The organism is Paraburkholderia sp. BL18I3N2, assembly GCF_003001875.1.
GTDB classification, from domain to species: Bacteria; Pseudomonadota; Gammaproteobacteria; order Burkholderiales; family Burkholderiaceae; genus Paraburkholderia; species Paraburkholderia phytofirmans.
Genome location: NZ_PVNC01000019.1, coordinates 58,190 through 74,883 on the forward strand (window position 1 = coordinate 58,190; position 16,694 = coordinate 74,883).

At 63.1% G+C, this 16,694-nt stretch carries 12 protein-coding genes; 5 read left to right on the plus strand and 7 right to left on the minus strand.

From position 1 onward, the window contains the following. Positions 1-65 precede the first annotated feature (65 nt). Positions 66-1,271 (plus strand): deoxyguanosinetriphosphate triphosphohydrolase, encoded by a 1,206-nt coding sequence (locus tag B0G75_RS32540; RefSeq protein WP_106314068.1) that lies wholly within the window; start codon positions 66-68, stop codon positions 1,269-1,271. A 104-nt stretch (positions 1,272-1,375) separates the two neighbouring features. On the opposite strand, the gene B0G75_RS32545 is transcribed toward B0G75_RS32540, so the two are convergent. The 3 genes from B0G75_RS32545 to B0G75_RS32550 all read right to left on the minus strand — a co-directional run bounded on the left by B0G75_RS32545 (position 1,376) and on the right by B0G75_RS32550 (position 2,832). Then, entirely contained in the window at positions 1,376-1,756 is a 381-nt protein-coding gene (locus tag B0G75_RS32545; RefSeq protein ID WP_106314069.1) for a YqjD family protein, read from the minus strand. 116 nt (positions 1,757-1,872) lie between these two features. Next, on the minus strand, positions 1,873-2,055 hold the full coding sequence (locus B0G75_RS40350; RefSeq protein WP_146142560.1) for a hypothetical protein: 183 nt from the start codon (positions 2,053-2,055) through the stop codon (positions 1,873-1,875). Positions 2,056-2,106: 51 nt separating this feature from the next. Beyond that, a complete protein-coding gene (locus B0G75_RS32550) occupies positions 2,107-2,832 on the minus strand; it encodes an OmpW family protein (protein WP_106314070.1) in 726 nt (241 codons plus the stop codon). A gap of 187 nt (positions 2,833-3,019) precedes the next feature. Here B0G75_RS32550 and B0G75_RS32555 point away from each other — a divergent pair, with 187 nt between their 5' ends. The 3 genes from B0G75_RS32555 (at position 3,020) to B0G75_RS32565 (ending at position 10,321) form a co-directional block, all read left to right on the plus strand. Further along, positions 3,020-3,727, plus strand: coding sequence for a transposase (locus tag B0G75_RS32555; protein ID WP_007180173.1), 708 nt, complete (start codon positions 3,020-3,022; stop codon positions 3,725-3,727). A gap of 298 nt (positions 3,728-4,025) precedes the next feature. Then, complete coding sequence (locus tag B0G75_RS32560; protein WP_106314071.1) at positions 4,026-8,729, plus strand: glutamate synthase-related protein; 4,704 nt, start codon at positions 4,026-4,028, stop codon at positions 8,727-8,729. 122 nt (positions 8,730-8,851) lie between these two features. Next, on the plus strand, positions 8,852-10,321 hold the full coding sequence (locus B0G75_RS32565) for a glutamate synthase subunit beta (protein WP_012434538.1): 1,470 nt from the start codon (positions 8,852-8,854) through the stop codon (positions 10,319-10,321). A gap of 167 nt (positions 10,322-10,488) precedes the next feature. Here the strand turns inward: B0G75_RS32565 and B0G75_RS32570 are convergent, their stop codons facing one another. Together B0G75_RS32570 and B0G75_RS32575 are read right to left on the minus strand one after the other, a co-directional pair. Further along, entirely contained in the window at positions 10,489-11,763 is a 1,275-nt protein-coding gene (locus B0G75_RS32570; protein ID WP_106314072.1) for a D-amino acid dehydrogenase, read from the minus strand. Between the two features lie 17 nt (positions 11,764-11,780). Continuing rightward, a complete protein-coding gene (locus B0G75_RS32575) occupies positions 11,781-13,040 on the minus strand; it encodes an MFS transporter (protein WP_106314073.1) in 1,260 nt (419 codons plus the stop codon). Between the two features lie 334 nt (positions 13,041-13,374). On the opposite strand from B0G75_RS32575, the gene B0G75_RS32580 reads away from it, so the two are divergent. After that, the gene (locus B0G75_RS32580) at positions 13,375-14,325 is read left to right on the plus strand and encodes a tyrosine-protein phosphatase (RefSeq protein ID WP_106314074.1); all 951 of its coding nucleotides are present in this window, start codon (positions 13,375-13,377) and stop codon (positions 14,323-14,325) included. A gap of 187 nt (positions 14,326-14,512) precedes the next feature. Here B0G75_RS32580 and B0G75_RS32585 read toward each other — a convergent pair whose 3' ends face one another. Both B0G75_RS32585 and B0G75_RS32590 read right to left on the minus strand, forming a co-directional pair. Then, on the minus strand, positions 14,513-15,784 hold the full coding sequence (locus tag B0G75_RS32585; RefSeq protein ID WP_106314075.1) for an ATP-binding protein: 1,272 nt from the start codon (positions 15,782-15,784) through the stop codon (positions 14,513-14,515). Then, positions 15,781-16,521 (minus strand): response regulator, encoded by a 741-nt coding sequence (locus B0G75_RS32590; protein ID WP_106314076.1) that lies wholly within the window; start codon positions 16,519-16,521, stop codon positions 15,781-15,783. Before B0G75_RS32590 ends, B0G75_RS32585 begins: the two co-directional genes overlap by 4 nt. Positions 16,522-16,694 lie beyond the last annotated feature (173 nt).

Sequence of the window (16,694 nt, forward strand, 5' to 3'; positions counted from 1 at the left end):
CGGGGCATCCAGCAACGCAGCACGCACTCGCGTCACGAGGCGCCGCCCATGTTTCGGAGAACCCGGTGACTGACAGGCGCAGCGACGATGTAAAGCATGAACCGGCGGCAGGCGCGGCGGCAATCAGCGTGCCTTCGCAGGAAGCACTCGAAGCGCACCTCGCGCCGTACGCGGCGCATTCCGCGCAATCGCGTGGTCGCCGCTATCCGGAGGCCGCCCCCAGCGCACGTACCGAATTCCAGCGCGACCGCGACCGCATCGTCCATTCGACGGCATTCCGCAGGCTCGAGTACAAAACTCAGGTGTTCGTGAATCACGAGGGCGACCTGTTTCGCACGCGTCTGACTCACAGCCTGGAAGTCGCGCAGATCGCGCGGTCGGTCGCGCGCAATCTGAGAGTGAACGAAGATCTCGTCGAAGCCATCTCCCTTGCCCACGACCTGGGGCATACGCCGTTCGGCCATGCTGGACAGGATGCGCTCAACGAATGCATGCGCGAGCACGGTGGCTTCGAGCACAATCTGCAGAGCCTGGCGGTTGTCGATGATCTGGAGGAGCACTACGGTGCGTTCAACGGCCTGAATCTGTGTTTCGAAACCCGTGAGGGGATTCTGAAGCACTGTTCGCGCGAGAACGCGCGGCGGCTCGGCGCGTTGGGCGAGCGCTTTCTGGAAGCGCGGCAACCGTCCATCGAGGCGCAGATCGCGAACGTGGCCGACGAGATCGCGTACAACAACCACGACGTCGACGATGGTCTGCGCTCGGGCCTGCTCACCGTCGAACAACTCGCCGAAGTGGAGTTGTGGCAGGTGCACTACGAAACGGCGCGCAGCGATTTTCCGCAGATCGAAGGGCGGCGGCTTATTCACGAGACGGTGCGCCGCATCATCAATACGCTGATCGTCGATCTGATCGATACGACCAGGGCGAATCTGGACCGGCACGCGCCGGCGTCCCTGGACGCGGTGCGCCTATCGCCCGCGCTCGTCGCGCATAGCGACGAAATCGCCGCGCAGGCTGCGGCGCTCAAGCGCTTTCTATTCAAGAACCTGTATCGCCATTACCGCGTGATGCGTATGGCCAACAAGGCGCGCCGCGTCGTCGCCGGGTTGTTCGACGCGTTCACGGACGATCCGCGGCTTCTGCCGCCGAGTTATCAGTCAAGCGACGCAACTCAGCAACCGCGTCTGATCGCCCACTACATCGCGGGGATGACGGATCGCTACGCGGTCAAGGAATACCAGCGGCTGTTCGTGATCGACGACAACTGAGCAGCGCGGCACGAACTGGCGCCGGCCGCGAGCCGGCGCCAGTGGCGTATAGAACACCTGCGGCGAGCCGCCGCCGATCGGCGGCAGCTCGCGCGGTAGACGCCTTAACGCAGCCGCGACGCGAACAGCGCGCCCGCGATCAGCGCGACGCCGCCGACGATCGCAATCGTCTGCCACGGATTCTCATGCACGTAATCGTCGGCGTCCGCCACCGCCACTTGGGCGCGTTCGCGCACGGCATCGCGCGTATCGTTCAGGCGGGCGCGCGCGACCTCGAGTTGTTTGCGAAGCTTGCCGCGCAACGCCACCGCGTCGGCTTGCGTGCCGTCCGCCAGCGTGGATTCGAGTTCCGACATTAGCGTGCGCAGTTCGCCTGCGATATCTTCGGCTGCGTGGCGGCTGTGGCGAGCGATACGCCGCGCACGGCGGCTGGTGCTGGTCCAGGATTCGCCGAGGGCGTCTCGCGTATTCGGAAGTGCAGTCATGGTCGCTCCGTCGATGAGGTGAAAAGGGTCCCGCGCGTTGTCACGAAGACGCAGTATCACGTCGCGACGCGGGAAACACCATGCGAACGCAACTTCGGTGCCAAACCCACCAGCCCCTAGCCACCGTGGTCCGAACGCAGGTTCGTCGGCAGGTATTGCACAGCATGGCGCAATTCCGGGTCAATTTTACAAACGCCGATAGATGATCCGCGCGCGGCTTCCATGACCGCCGACCCGGCCTCTATGAAGCGCGCACAAAATAAAAACGCCGCCATTGGATGCATGACGGCGTTGTCCAAGCCACGAAAATTCGACTACCCTACCTCTACAGCCCCTAATTTCCGGAAGCGTTAGAAACGGTAACCGATGTTGACGTAGGTGACGATCGGGTTCAGTTTGATCTTGGTCTCCGATTGCACGTTCAACGTGCCCACCGGCGTGTTGGCCGCGGTGTTGAGCTTGGCGGTGGTGCTGAGCGGCAGGTAAGAAATTGATACGCCCGCGAACCAGTGCTGGGTGAATGCATAAGTGAAGCCGGCATTAAACACCGGCTCCCACGAACTATCCGTAGTAACACTGGTCGGACCATGCAGAACATTGGCCTCGAACGCGCTGTTGGTGATCTTTTCGTCGGTGAACGAAACTCGGCTCACGCCGACGCCGAGGTACGGGCGGAATGCAGCGGTCGGAGCATTGAAGTAGTACTTGAACAGCAGAGTCGGGCTCCACTGTTTTGCCTGCCCCAGCTTGCCGAACTGGGCAAGGCTACCAGAGCCTTCCAGGTCGAACGTGGGCGGCACGCCGATCACGAATTCGGTCGCGATGTGATCGGTGACAAAGTAACCGGCGGTAAAGCCGATGGTGTCGGCGGAATCCAGTTTTGCACCGGTGTTGGCTTCTGTGATGTTGGTCGGGCTGCCCCCAATGCTCGTCACTTTCAGCGGGTTGCTGCTCGATTGAGGCGCTAGATGGAACCAGCCCGAGGTGACGTAAAAGCTACCGGCCGATTGCGCGTGTGCTGCCGTTGTCATGCAGGCTAGCGCCGCGATCCCCGTTACGGCCTGTTTTAATTTCATATGTGCTCCTCCAAAAAAGGCCCGCTCATTATGACTACAACGTTTGAAACAAACCATACGCGGCGGTTAGAGCTTTCTCCCTAAGCACCGCGTGGTTTCTGGCTCTGCCGCATGGCGCCGAAGCTTGAGCGCATGCGGTTCTTCGGACCTTCGGGTATGTACCAACGCGACTATCGGATACTCCAGCATGGCACGGCTTGCACGTCTCTATGTCCCTGACCAGCCGCAGCACGTCATCCTTCGCGGGCTCGATCAGCAGCCCGCTTTCGTCGACGACCAGGACTACGAGCTCTTCATCGATTGTTTGAAAGCGGCTTCGCGCGATCACCACTTGTCCATCCACGCGTATGCGTTGATGCCGGGCGCGGTGCAACTGCTCGTTACGCCGACCGAGGAGTCGAGTCTGCCGAAGGCGATGCAGGCGGTTGGGCGCCGTTACGTGGCGCACTTTAACAGGCGCTACGCGCGCCGTGGCACGTTGTGGGAAGGGCGCTACAGAGCTACGGTGATCGAAGGTGAGCGCTACTTTCTGCTAGCGAGCCGCGTGGTCGAGATGTGTCCGGTTCGCGCGGGACTCGTTAGCGCGCCGGAAGATTACCGCTGGTCGAGCTACCGCCATCACATCGGCCTGACGCTCGATAGCCTGATCACCGACCATCCGCTGTACTGGTCGCTCGGCAATACGCCGTTCGAACGCCAGCGCGCTTACCGCGAACTGTGCGAGCAGCCGCTAGACGAACGCGAGGCCAGTCAGCTTCAGCAGGCCACGCTTAAGGGCTGGGTTTTGGGCAGCGATACGTACCGCGAGTGGGCGGCGCGGGCCGCCAACCGGCGTGTGTCGCCATTGCCGCGCGGACGGCCGCGCAAGGTGCGCGAGACGCCGCAGCAGCAATAAAGCGTTTCGGATCAAAGGGCTGCAGCGGAACGGCATCTTCGCATGCCGTTTTCTTTTGCCCCAATATGATATGGCACCAATAAAAATGCACCGCAATGCACCAACTTGATAATTGGGGTTCAATAATCACGTTTTATTTGCTATTCCATTGATTCGTCGCGTATATTCCGAATTCCGGCGCTTTTTGACGCGGGTAGCATCGAGCGTTGAGCGCGCCGTCGCGGTTGTCGTGAATCGCACTGCGGCAATAGAAAAAACGGTTTAACGGCCTGTCCGGCCCCTCACAGACGGTGTCCCCATGAACGACCACCAGCAACCGACTCACCCGGTTCCCGCCGCGCAAGGTCTGTACGACCCGCAAAACGAGCACGACGCCTGCGGCGTCGGCTTCGTCGCTCACATCAAGGGCAAGAAAAGCCACGAGATCATCGAGCAGGGCCTGAAGATTCTCGAGAACCTCGACCACCGGGGCGCCGTCGGCGCCGATCCGCTGATGGGCGACGGCGCGGGCATCCTGATCCAGATTCCGGACGGCTTCTATCGCGAGGAAATGGCCAAGCAGGGCGTGGTGCTGCCGCCGCACGGCGAATATGGCGTCGGCATGGTCTTCCTGCCGAAGGAACACGCCTCGCGTCTGGCTTGTGAACAGGAACTGGAACGCACGGTGAAGGCCGAAGGCCAGGTCGTGCTGGGTTGGCGCGATGTGCCGGTCGACCACACCATGCCGATTTCGCCTACCGTGAAGGCGAGCGAGCCGCTGATCCGCCAGATCTTTATCGGCCGCGGCAAGGACATCATGGTGACGGACGCGCTCGAGCGGAAGCTGTACATCATCCGCAAGACCGCGAGCCACCGCATCCAGGCACTCAAGCTCAAGCACGGCAAGGAATACTTCGTGCCGTCGTGCTCGGCGCGCACGGTCGTCTACAAAGGCCTGCTGCTGGCCGGCCAGGTCGGCGTGTACTACCGCGACCTGCAGGACGACCGCACGGTCTCCGCGCTGGCGCTCGTGCACCAACGCTTCTCGACCAACACCTTCCCCGCGTGGGAACTGGCTCACCCGTACCGCATGATCGCCCACAACGGCGAGATCAACACGGTGAAGGGCAACGTCAACTGGCTGAACGCCCGCACCGGCGCGATCGCCTCGCACGTGCTCGGCGACGATCTGCCGAAGCTCTGGCCGCTGATCTATCCGGGCCAATCCGACACCGCCTCGTTCGACAACTGTCTCGAACTGCTGGTGATGGCCGGCTACCCGCTCGTCCACGCGATGATGATGATGATCCCGGAAGCCTGGGAACAACACACGCTGATGGACGACAACCGCCGCGCGTTCTACGAATACCACGCCGCGATGATGGAGCCGTGGGACGGCCCCGCCGCGATCGCCTTCACCGACGGCCGTCAGATCGGCGCGACGCTCGACCGTAACGGTCTGCGTCCGGCGCGCTACATCATCACGGACGACGATCTCGTCATCATGGCCTCGGAAGCCGGCACGCTGCCTATCCCCGAGTCGAAGATCGTCAAGAAATGGCGTCTGCAGCCGGGCAAGATGTTCCTGATCGACATGGAACACGGCCGCATCATCGACGACAAGGAACTGAAGGACAACCTCGCGAACGCCAAGCCGTACAAGAGCTGGATCGACGCCGTGCGCATCAAGCTCGACGAGATCGAGCCGAAGGCCGAAGACGTCGCGACGGAACGCCGCGAAGCCGCCGCTTTGCTGGATCGCCAGCAGGCGTTCGGCTACACGCAGGAAGACCTCAAGTTCCTGATGGCGCCGATGGCGCAAGCCGGCGAAGAAGCCGTCGGCTCGATGGGCAACGACTCGCCGCTGGCGGTCATGTCCAACAAGAACAAGACGCTCTATCACTACTTCAAGCAGCTGTTCGCGCAAGTCACGAACCCGCCGATCGACCCGATCCGCGAAAACATGGTGATGTCGCTGGTGTCGTTCGTCGGTCCGAAGCCGAACCTGCTGGACACGAACAACATCAACCCGCCGATGCGTCTCGAAGTGTCGCAGCCGGTGCTCGACTTCAAGGACATCGCGAAGATCCGCGCGATCGATCAGTACACGGGCGGCAAGTTCAGCTCGTACGAGCTGAACATCTGCTATCCGGTGGCATGGGGCAAGGAAGGCATCGAAGCGCGCCTCGCGTCTCTGTGCGCGGAAGCCGTCGATGCCGTCAAGTCCGGCTACAACATGCTGATCGTGTCGGACCGCAAGGCCGACCGCGACAACGTGGCGATTCCGGCGCTGCTGGCCACCGCCGCGATCCACACGCACCTCGTGCAGCATGGTCTGCGCACGAGCGCGGGCCTGGTCGTGGAAACCGGCTCGGCGCGTGAAACGCACCACTTCGCGTTGCTCGCGGGCTACGGCGCGGAAGCCGTGCACCCGTACCTCGCCATGGAAACGCTGAGCCAGCTCGCGGCCGGCCTGAAGGGCGATCTGTCGGCGGAGAAGGCGGTCTACAACTTCACGAAGGCAGTCGGCAAGGGCCTGATGAAGGTCATGTCGAAGATGGGCATTTCGACCTACATGTCGTACACCGGCGCGCAGATTTTCGAAGCGGTCGGCCTGGCTGAAGACCTGGTGGTGAAGTACTTCAAGGGCACGTCGTCGAAGGTCGGCGGCATCGGCCTGTTCGACGTCGCGGAAGAAGCGATCCGTCTGCATCGCGACGCGTTCGGCGACAACCCGGTCCTCGCGAACATGCTCGACGCGGGCGGCGAATACGCTTATCGCGTGCGCGGCGAAGAACACATGTGGACGCCGGATGCGATCGCCAAGCTGCAACACTCGGCGCGCAGCAACTCGTATCAGACGTACAAGGAATACGCGCATCTGATCAACGATCAGACCAAGCGTCACATGACGTTCCGGGGCCTGTTCGAATTCAAGTTCGATCCGACCAAGGCCATCCCGCTCGACGAAGTCGAATCGGCGAAGGAAATCGTCAAGCGTTTCGCCACCGGCGCGATGTCGCTGGGCTCGATCTCGACTGAAGCGCACGCCACGCTGGCGGTCGCGATGAACCGCATCGGCGGCAAGTCGAACACCGGCGAAGGCGGCGAGGACGTGAACCGTTACCGCAACGAACTGCGCGGCATTCCAATCAAGAACGGCGACACCATGAAGTCGGTGATCGGCGACGAAGTGATCGTCGACATTCCGTTGAAGGAAGGCGATTCGCTGCGCTCGAAGATCAAGCAGGTGGCGTCGGGCCGTTTCGGCGTGACCGCGGAATATCTCGCGTCGGCGGATCAGATCCAGATCAAGATGGCGCAAGGCGCGAAGCCGGGCGAAGGCGGTCAGCTGCCGGGCCACAAAGTGTCGGACTACATTGGCAAGCTGCGTTACTCGGTGCCGGGCGTCGGTCTGATTTCGCCGCCGCCGCACCACGACATCTACTCGATCGAAGATCTGGCGCAGCTGATCCACGATCTGAAGAACGCCAACTCGGCGGCCAGCATTTCGGTGAAGCTGGTGTCGGAATCGGGCGTCGGTACGGTTGCCGCGGGTGTCGCCAAGGCCAAGGCCGACCACGTCGTGATCGCCGGCCATGACGGCGGTACGGGCGCGTCGCCGCTGTCGTCGGTGAAACATGCCGGCACGCCGTGGGAACTCGGTCTCGCCGAAACGCAGCAAACGCTGGTGCTGAACCAGTTGCGCGGCCGTATCCGCGTGCAGGCCGACGGTCAGATGAAGACCGGCCGCGATGTCGTGATCGGCGCGCTGCTCGGCGCGGACGAGTTCGGTTTCGCGACGGCGCCGCTCGTCGTCGAAGGCTGCATCATGATGCGCAAGTGCCACCTGAACACCTGCCCGGTCGGCGTCGCGACGCAAGATCCGGTGCTGCGTGCGAAGTTCCAGGGCCAGCCGGAACACGTCGTGAACTTCTTCTTCTTCGTTGCGGAAGAAGCGCGCGAAATCATGGCGCAACTGGGCATCCGCAAGTTCGACGACCTCATCGGCCACGCCGAACTGCTCGATATGAAGAAGGGCATCGAGCACTGGAAGGCGAAGGGTCTCGACTTCTCGCGCGTGTTCTACCTGCCGCAAGTGTCGGCTGAAGTGGCGCGCAAGCATGTCGACGTGCAGGACCACGGTCTGGACAAGGCACTCGACCACACGCTGATCGAAAAGGCGAAGGCGGCGATCGAGAAGGGCGAGCACGTCTCGTTCATCCAGCCGGTGCGTAACGTGAATCGTACGGTCGGCGCGATGCTGTCCGGCACGATCGCGAAGAAGTATGGCCACGACGGCCTGCCCGACGACGCGATCCATATCCAGTTGAAGGGCACCGCGGGTCAAAGCTTCGGCGCGTTCCTCGCGAAAGGCGTCACGCTGGATCTGGTCGGCGACGGCAACGACTACGTCGGCAAGGGCCTCTCGGGCGGCCGCATCATCATCCGACCGACCAACGATTTCCGCGGCAAGTCGGAAGAGAACATCATCTGCGGCAACACGGTGATGTACGGCGCGATCGAAGGTGAAGCGTTCTTCCGCGGCGTCGCCGGCGAGCGCTTCTGCGTGCGTAACTCGGGCGCAACGGCGGTTGTCGAAGGCACCGGCGACCACGGTTGCGAATACATGACGGGCGGCACGGTGGTCGTGCTCGGCGAAACGGGCCGTAACTTCGCGGCCGGCATGTCGGGCGGCATCGCCTACGTGTACGACCCGGACAGCTCGTTCGCCGGCAAGTGCAACAAGTCGATGGTCGCGCTCGATCCGGTCTTGCAAACGGCCGAACAGGAACGCACGGTCGACAAGGGCCTGTGGCACGCCGGCGCGACCGACGAAGCGCTGCTCAAGGGACTCATCGAGCGTCACTTCCAGTTCACGGGTTCGCCGCGCGCCAAGGCGCTGCTCGAAAACTGGGACGCGTCGCGCCGTCAATTCGTGAAGGTGTTCCCGACCGAATACAAGCGCGCGCTGGGCGAAATGGCCGCGAAGAAGGCGAACAAGGAAGTGCTCGCCGCCTGATTCGCAACGGGCCTCGAGCCAAAGACGTCACATACAAGCCGTACCCGCCCCGCGCCCCGCCGTTCAACGGTGCACGCGGCGGGTCCAGATCACCCCTAGATACAGATAGAGAAGAGAACCACATGGGCAAGGCAACCGGTTTTCTCGAGTTCGAACGCCGCCACGAGGCGTACGAAGCTCCGCTCACGCGTGTGAAGCACTACAAGGAATTCGTCGCCGCACTGACCGACGACGAAGCGAAGATTCAAGGCGCACGCTGCATGGACTGCGGCATTCCGTTCTGCAACAACGGCTGCCCGGTGAACAACATCATCCCGGACTTCAACGACCTGGTGTTCCATCAGGACTGGAAGAACGCGATCGAAGTGCTGCACTCCACGAACAACTTCCCCGAGTTCACGGGCCGCATTTGCCCGGCACCGTGCGAAGCGGCGTGTACGCTCGGCATCAATGACGACCCGGTCGGCATCAAGTCGATCGAACACGCGATCATCGACAAAGCCTGGGCCGAAGGCTGGGTTGCGCCGCAGCCGCCGAAGCACAAGACCGGCAAGAAGGTCGCCGTGGTCGGTTCCGGCCCCGCCGGTTTGGCCGTCGCGCAGCAACTGGCGCGCGCGGGGCACGATGTCACCGTGTTCGAAAAGAACGACCGCATTGGTGGTTTGCTGCGTTATGGCATTCCCGACTTCAAGCTGGAGAAGTGGCTGATCGATCGCCGCATGCGTCAGATGGAAGCCGAAGGCGTGACGTTCCGCGCGGGCGTGTTCATCGGCCGCGCGGATTCGCTGCCGGCGCATATCGGCAACACGGCGAAGGAAACCGTTTCGCCGGAGCAACTGAAGGAAGAGTTCGACGCCGTGGTGATCGCCGGCGGTTCGGAAACGCCGCGCGATCTGCCGGTGCCGGGCCGCGAGCTGGAAGGGATCCACTACGCGATGGAATTCCTGCCGCAGCAGAACAAGGTCAATGCCGGCGACAAGGTCGCGAACCAGTTGCTCGCGAAGGGCAAGCATGTGGTCGTGATCGGCGGCGGCGATACGGGTTCGGACTGCGTGGGCACGTCGAATCGTCATGGCGCGAAGAGCGTCACACAATTCGAACTGCTGCCGCAGCCGCCGGAAGAAGAAAACAAGCCGCTCGTGTGGCCGTACTGGCCGATCAAGCTGCGCACGTCGTCGTCGCATGACGAAGGCTGCTCGCGTGATTGGGCGGTCGCGACCAAGCGCCTCGAAGGCAAGAACGGTAAGGTCGAGAAGCTGATCGCGGCGCGCGTCGAATGGAAGGACGGCAAGATGCAGGAAGTGCCGGGTTCCGAATTCGAAATGAAGGCCGATCTGGTGCTGCTCGCCATGGGCTTCACGCAACCGGTGTCGCCGGTGCTCGAAGCGTTCGGCGTCGACAAGGACAATCGCGGCAACGTGCGCGCGTCGACCGAAGGTGAGAAGGCGTATTACACCTCGGTGGACAAGGTGTTTACCGCGGGCGACATGCGCCGCGGTCAATCGCTGGTGGTGTGGGCGATTCGTGAAGGCCGTCAGTGCGCGCGTTCGGTCGATGCCTTCCTGATGGGTCATTCGGAACTGCCGCGTTAAACGTCTCCGGCTGGTTTTCGCGCCTGTGTGCGGAAACCGGCTACTGCTTGCAGGAAGAGGTGGAGACGACAATGTGCCGCGTCGGCGGCGCATCAAGCGGTGAAAAAACAAAGCCGGGCACCTGAGAGGGTGACCCGGCTTTTTTTACATGTCCTCTCGATGCGGTACTAGCCGCGTGACTTGCGATACCGCGCCAACGTCAGTCCATCGAGATCGATCTCCGGCTTACGGTGCGTGATCAGATCCGCGACTACGCGCCCCGAACCCATCGACATCGCCCAGCCCGTCGAGCCGTGCCCGAGGTTCAGCCACAGTTTCTCCACGCCGGACGGACCGAGCAGCGGCGCGCCGTCGGGTGTCATCGGACGGCGTCCGACCCAGAAATGCGCGGACGTGGGATTGGCCGCGTGCGGGAACCAGTCGTTGAGCACTTTCATCAGCGTTTGCAAGGCCTGCTCGCGCAAGGTGGTTTGGCGATTGCCAAGTTCCGCGGTGCCGGCCACCCGCAAGTTGTTGCCGAATCGCGTGATCGCCGTCTTCAGCGATTCGTCCATCAGCGCGCCGCGCGGGGATTTTTCTTCATCGGTGACGGGTAGTGTCGCGGAATAGCCCTTCACCGGATAAAGCGGCACCTTCACGCCGAGCCGCGCGAGCAACCCCGCACTGTCGACGCCCAGCGCCACCACCACGGCATCCGCGTACAGCATCTCGGCGCCGCGTTCGCTCTCGATACGCACTGCGCGCACCGCACCGCCTTGCACATCGAGCGACGTCACCCGCGTGTCGAAGCGAAAGCGCACGTCGTTGCGCTCGCAGATAGCGCGCAACTCGCGTGTGAAGCGGGCGCAATCGCCGGCTTCGTCGTCAGGCAGATAGAGGCCCGAGAGCGGCGCCTGACGCGCCCAGCTCAAACCCGGCTCGATCTCGACACACTGCGCCGCGCTGACTTCCCGATGCGCGATACCCGCGTCGCGCAACACGGCGAGCGCCGGCTGCGCGAGTTCGACGTCGTACTCGCTGCGGAACAACTGGAGATAGCCTTGGCTGCGGCCGTAGTCGAAGGGATAGCAGGCGCGGAATTCATGCAAACAGTCGCGGCTGTAGTAAGCAATGCGCTGCATGCGCTGCTTGTTGACGCGAAACCGTTCGAGATCGCATTCATGCAGCCAGCGCGCGATCCAGCGCCATTGAGCCGGATCGAGAGTGGGGCGGAAGATCAGCGGCGAGGCCGGCTTGAACAGGTATTTGAGGATCTTGGCCGGCATGCCGGGTGCGGCCCAAGGCGTTACATAGCCTGGCGCGATTACCCCCGCGTTGCCGAAACTGGTGGAGAGCGCAACGTCCGGTTCGCGCTCGATCACAGTGACTTCGCAGCCCTGCTGGCGAAGGTAAAAAGCGGTGGCGACGCCAATCACGCCGCCGCCCAGAACAATCGTTTTCATGTGTGTGTACTGCGGATTCAGGCGGCAGGCTGGGTCGCGCCGAGTACCTTGCCCTTGGTTTCGGGCAGACACAACGCGGCGACGATCACAAGCAGATAGCCTGAGCCGGCCACGATGCCCATCGCTTTCACCAGCGTCATGGTTTGCGACAGTGTACCGACCAGAATCGGAAAGAACGAGCCGACTCCACGCCCGAGGTTGTAGCAGAATCCTTGTCCCGAACCGCGTATCGCATTCGGATAAAGCTCGGACAGGTAAGCGCCCACGCCCGCGAAAATCCCTTGCACCACGATCCCGAGCGGAAAGCCGAGCGCCAGCATCATGCCGTCGGTGATCGGCAGCATGGTGTAGAACATGCCGAGCACGAAAGAGCCGATCGCGAACAGCACGAACGACGCGCGCCGGCCGATCTTGTCGCACAAAATCGCGCCGACGATATACCCCGTGAATGAACCGACGATCAGCACGATCAGATAACCGCTGGTGTTGAACACCGACAGATGCCGCACGGTTTTCAGATAGGTCGGCAGCCACGTGGTGATCGCGTAATAGCCGCCGAGCATGCCGGTGCACAGCACACTGCCGAGCAGGGTGGTTTTGAGGTGAGCGCCCGAGAAGATCTGCAGGAAGTGCGAGGTGTCGAAACCGCTCTCACGAGCCCGGCGCGTTTCGAGAAAGATCTCCGGATCGCTCACGTTGCGGCGAATGTAGATGATCCACGCGGCGGGCAGCAGGCCGATCCAGAAGCAGGCGCGCCATGCATATTGCTCCGGCAGCAGCGCGAAGAATGCCCAGTAAATGATGGCCGCGGCCGCCCAGCCGAACGACCAGCTGCTTTGCACTGTGCCGACCGCTTTGGCGCGATGCTGAGGCGAGCGAATGGTCTCGGCCATCATGATCGTCACGACCGACCATTCACCGCCGAAGCCGATGCCCTGCAGCGTGCGCGTGGTGAGCAGCTGCCAGAACGAGTGCGTGAAGCCGGATAGAAAGGTGAACAGCGCGAAGGTGGCGATGGTCCACTGCAATACGCGGATGCGGCCGTAGCGGTCGGCCAGAATGCCGGCGAGCCAGCCGCCCACCGCCGACGAGATCAGCGAACTGGTGGCGATCATGCCGGCTTCGCTTTTGGTCATGCCCCACGTCGCGATCAGCGTCGGAATGAGGAAGGAGTAAATCATGAAGTCGAAGGCGTCGACTGCGTAACCGCCGAAGCCGGCGTACAGCGTGCGGCGTTCGCGCTGGGTCAGTTCGGTGAACCATTGGAGAGAGGGCATGTTTTGTTGTGGTCTCCAGGGCTTGTTGGCCTGCCGTCGGCGTGAATGTGGGGTGTTTGTATTCTACGGGGATGGGGCGTCGTGCGGCCAGTTGTGGTCAAAAATGGCAGGCAACGGTAAGAAACCGATAAGAGATGAAAAGCCGGAGAAATCTGCTCGAGAAAAGGCGATGCGGCGGCCAGGCTGGCGATCGCGCTGTTCGGGCGGCGCGCGCGAGCCGCTTTTTCCTTACCAACTACTACCGTGTAACCCAAACGATATTGAGCATGGTTAAACTGCGCTCGCAGCGCCGATGCTGCGACTTATCCACTCACGCCCGCGCCAGCCACGCCGAATGCCCGCTACCGCAAAAACCTGCTCGCCATCCCGTCGCTCCGCGAGCACTTTTCCGCGGACAAGCCAACTCTCGGACGAGGCGCCGCTGGCCTCGCGACGTGCGTTTCTGAAGCGCTCGGCCAGCGTGCTGGTGGTTTCCGGCATGAGCGGCTCGCTGCTGTCCGCGTGTGGCGGCGGCAATCTCGACGCCGATCAGCCGGCCACGCCGCGCCTTGCATCGGTCGATAACTTTCGCGATCTGGCGGGAGCGGCCGCGGGATATCCGACCGTCGACGGCAAACAGATGCGCCGGGGCGCGTTCTACCGCGCGAACGCATTGACGCTCAACACCACCGACCAGGCGACGATCGACCGGCTCGGCATTGCCTCCGTCTACGACCTGCGCACGCCCGGTGAAATCGCCCGTACCGCCGATATCCTCCCGAGCGGCGCGACCACCCGGACGCTCAACGTGCTCGGCATCACTGACTTCGTCGCGCCAAACTTCGAGACGGCGGGTGCCGCCGTCGCGTTCATGGAATCGCAGGCGCGCGGCTATGTCACCGGCGCCGCTCAGCGCGCCGCATACGGTGCGCTGCTGACGAGTCTCGCCGAAGGGCCCGGCGCGCAACTCTTTCACTCCAACGCGGGCAAGGACCGCGCCGGCTGGGTGGCGGCGCTCCTGCTCAGCATTGCGAACGTGCCGCTCGACGTCATCATGCAGGACTATCTGCTGAGCAACGTCTACTTGGCGCCGTCGATCGAGACGCAAACCAACAGGCTGCGCGCACAGGACGGCGACGCCATCGCTTCCGCCGAAGCGCCGTTGATGAATGTTCAGGAAAATTATCTGCAGGCTGGATTCGACCAGGTCCAGGCGATCTACGGCACGATGATGAGCTATCTGACGCAAGGCCTCGGCGTCTCGCAGACGACCATCGACACCTTGCACAACCGCCTCGTGGTCTGAGACGTCAAAGCCGCGAGCCACGCGTTTGACACGAAAAAAGCGGGCAAAAAAAAGTCCGCCCTAAATGACGGGGCGGACAGAGAAGGGCGGCATCGAGGTTGCCGGGGGCGACTATAAAGCCGCCGCGCCTGCGATGGTTGATCCGGTAAGGTCGCGTAAGCGCCGCCCAACCTCGCTCATGTCTCTCTCACGTCAACGCAGGTACAACCGGCAATTCGATCCGCACTTCCAGACCGCCGTGCGCGTGATTACGCACGTGACAGCGTCCGCCGCGATCGTGAGCGAGCCGCGCGACGATCGCGAGGCCGAGGCCGCAATGGCCTTCGCCGCCACGCGCCGCGTCGAGCCGGACGAACGGCTTCATGGCGGCGGCGATGCGGTCGTCCGGAATGCCGGGACCGCGGTCGCGCACGCTAATCACCCAATGGCCGTCAGTGCGGGCGGTGGCGATATCCACCGGCGGCGCGCCGTGTTCGAGCGCGTTGTCGACGAGGTTCGTGACCAGCCGGTCGAGCAGCGTACGCGGCAGCTTGAACGCCGAACCGGCGCGCAGGTCGAGTGTGAAGAGCGGTGCTTCGTTGCTGTCGCTGGCGGAGAACTGTTCCTGCAGGAAGTCGTCGACTTCGACCGGCGGCCCGGCGTCGGCGGACTGGCCCGCGAATTCGAGAAACTGCTGGACGATATTGGTGAGCGAGTCGACGTCGCGGATCAGACCGGCGCGCTCGTTTTCCGCGACCAGCACGCTCGCGCGCAGCTTCAACCGCGTGAGCGGCGCCTTCAGATCATGCGCGACGCCGGCCAGCATCACGGCCTGATCGTCGCCCGCTTCGTTCAGACGCCGCATCATGTCGTTGAACGAACCGATCAGATCGCGCAACTCGCGCGGGCCTTGCACCGTCACGGGTTCCGGACGGCCGCCCGAACCGAACGCACGCGCGGCATCGGCGACGCGCGAGAGCGGCCGCTGCATCTGCCAGACCGCGAACAGCGAGAGGATCAGCGCGGCGAGCAGCATCGAAATCGATTCGATCAGAAAGCGCGGGCGCGGCGGCACGTCGACCGGCACCACGACCCAGTTCGGCTTGCCGGGAAACAGCACCCACAACTGCGGCGGGCGCAGGTCGTCGACGGCGATCTGAGTGCCGGCCGGCAGATTTTCGCGCAAATGCCGGCTCAGTTCTTCCAGCGGACGCTGCGTCGGCTTGTGCAGATGCACGCTCGCCGGCATGTTCCAGGTGGGCACGAGGTGCACGCGCATGGCGGGCGCGAGCGCGGCGCCCTTCATCGGCTCGCCGTTGACGGCCTGCAGCACCAGCAGGATGCCACGCGCGAAGCCGTCGATTTCATGGCGCGGCGGCTGCATCACCACCAGCACGAACCAGCCGGCCTGAATTGCGAACAAGACCGCCGCCGAGAGTAACGCCATTCTGCCGAACAGCGTGTTCAGCGGGTTTTTCATGCGCTTGAGGCGGCCTCGTCGGCGAAGGGCGTGCCGTTGGCGTCGGGCACGAAGACGTAGCCTTTGCCGCGCACCGTCTGCACGTAGCAGGGATTCGACGGGTCGTCTTCGATCACGCGGCGCAGGCGCCAGATCGGCACGTCGAGGCTGCGGTCGCGGAAGGCGAGATTGTCGCGATGCACGAGATCGTGAATCAGCACGCGCGACAGCACCTTGTACGGATTGTTGACGAAGATCTTCAGGAGCGCGAACTCACTGTCGCGCAGCGGCAGCTTCGAGTTGTCGCGGCACAGCGAACGGGTGGCGAAGTCGAGCTCGAACGGGCCGAAGCGATACGGCTTGCGGGCTTCCGGCGCGCTCGTGGTGGAAGGCCCGCGCCGGCGCAAAACGGTGTGGATGCGGGCGAGCAATTCGCGCGGATCGAACGGCTTGGTCAGGTAGTCGTCCGCGCCGAGCGAGAGCCCGACAATGCGGTCGGCCACCGTGCCGCGCGCTGTCACGAAGATCACCGGAATGTCGTCGCCGGCGGCGCGCAACGCGGTGAGCGCGCGCAAGCCGTCGGTGTTCGGCATCATGATGTCGAGCACGACGACGGACGGCCGTTCGCGTTCGAGCCGGCGCTGGAGATGTGTGCCGTCGTGGAGCACGGACGCGTCGAAGCCGTTCGACTGCAGAAACTTGCAAAGCAGATCGCGTACGACCGGATCGTCGTCGACGATAAGGACCTGTGGATTCATGCTGAAATTTTAAGCTGACGCGCACGACGCGCGGCCGACTGTTTTCTTACCAACGCTTACGAGAGGCCGCGCCGCTTCGGCCGCCTCGCTTGTCAGGTCCGCTTGTCAGGCCCGCTACGCAACGCTCGTGGGATATTTCCGTCGCGCCGTCTTGAGCAACGCGCGCAGCGGTG